Origin of the sequence: Verrucosispora sp. SN26_14.1 (genome assembly GCF_004307965.1) — a bacterium.
In the GTDB taxonomy this organism is placed as follows: Bacteria; Actinomycetota; Actinomycetes; order Mycobacteriales; family Micromonosporaceae; genus Micromonospora.
Map to the genome: position 1 here is coordinate 1 of NZ_SISL01000807.1, position 1,204 is coordinate 1,204.

Annotated in this window: 1 protein-coding gene; it reads right to left on the bottom strand. The window is 74.6% G+C overall.

Features of this window, described 5'->3' with window-relative positions; genetic code table 11:
* The coding region (locus tag EYA84_RS32085; protein ID WP_161595087.1) for a DUF3488 and transglutaminase-like domain-containing protein at positions 1–1,204 on the bottom strand (1,204 nt) is incomplete at both ends.

A 1,204-nucleotide genomic window follows, 5' to 3' on the forward strand; every position in this document is an offset into this window, starting at 1 on the left:
GGGCGAGGCGGTCGGTTCCAGCGTCGGCTCCGGCTGCTCCGACGGCGGCGGATCCTCCGGCTTGGGCCGGAAGTCCTCCTCCACCGGGCGGGGCTCCTCGTCGGGGCGGGGCAGCGGATCGAACGACACCCACCCCAAACCCTCGAACAACACCTCCGGCCACGCGTACGCGTCAGCGGCCCGCACCGGCCCGGCACCCGGCGCGGCGAACCCGACCACCACCCGCGTCGGCAACCCCGCCAACCGACCCAGCACCGCGAAGGAGGCAGCGAACTGCTCCGAGGTGCCCCGCTGCCCACCGGCGTTACGCGGTCCGAAGAGGAAGAACCCCAGATTCGGGTACGCGTGCCCGCTCGGGGCGTCGGCGACCAGCCGGTAGTGCTCGGCGAGCCACTGCTCGATCGCCGCCGCCCGCGCGTATGGGGCGCCGTTCTCCTCCACCAACTGGGCGGCCAACCGCCGCAGCTGCTCCGGCACTCCGTCGGCGACGTGCAGCACCCGCGCCACCTCGTCATCGGCCGGTGTGTTCGCGGTGGCCAGCAGGTTCACATCCGGGCGCTCCCGCGCCGAGGTCACCGTGTACCGCAGTCCGGGGGAGAGCCCGTCGGGACGGATCAGGGTGCCGGTGGCCGGGTCGTACGCCACCCGCGCCCCGGACACCTCCACCGGGGTGGGGACGGCAGGCAGGAGCCGTCCACTGAGTTCACCGACGGTGATGTCCTGCCGGAGAGTGTCCACGGTGGTGTCCGGGGACGGGTCGGGAGCCGGCAGGATCCGTCCGGCGTTGCGGTAGGTGGCCCCGACGCGCCAGGTGACCCCGTCGTAGTCGCTGAGCACCGCCAACCGGATCCGCACCCCATCCGGCGGCGCGCTGGCGTCGGGCCGCTCGGTGGACACCTGGAACAACTGCTGCTCCGGGTTGAGCGCCCAGCCGGAGATCCGGATCAGCGGGTTCTCGTCCAACGTCTGCACCTGCGGCGGCTCCACGTACCGTCGCGGGTCCACCGGGCGGGTGTCCACCAGTGCCGCCACCGCCGGGCCCAGCACCGCCGCCATCGCCACCACCACGGCGGTGCCGGCCGCCGAGGCGGCGGCCAACCGGAGCCGCACCCGGGCGCGTACCTCCGGGGCCAGTGCCGCCACCGGATCGGGGCCGGCGGGCCGGGCGGAGACGGCCAGCCCGAGCGCGGCGACCTGTCTCTGA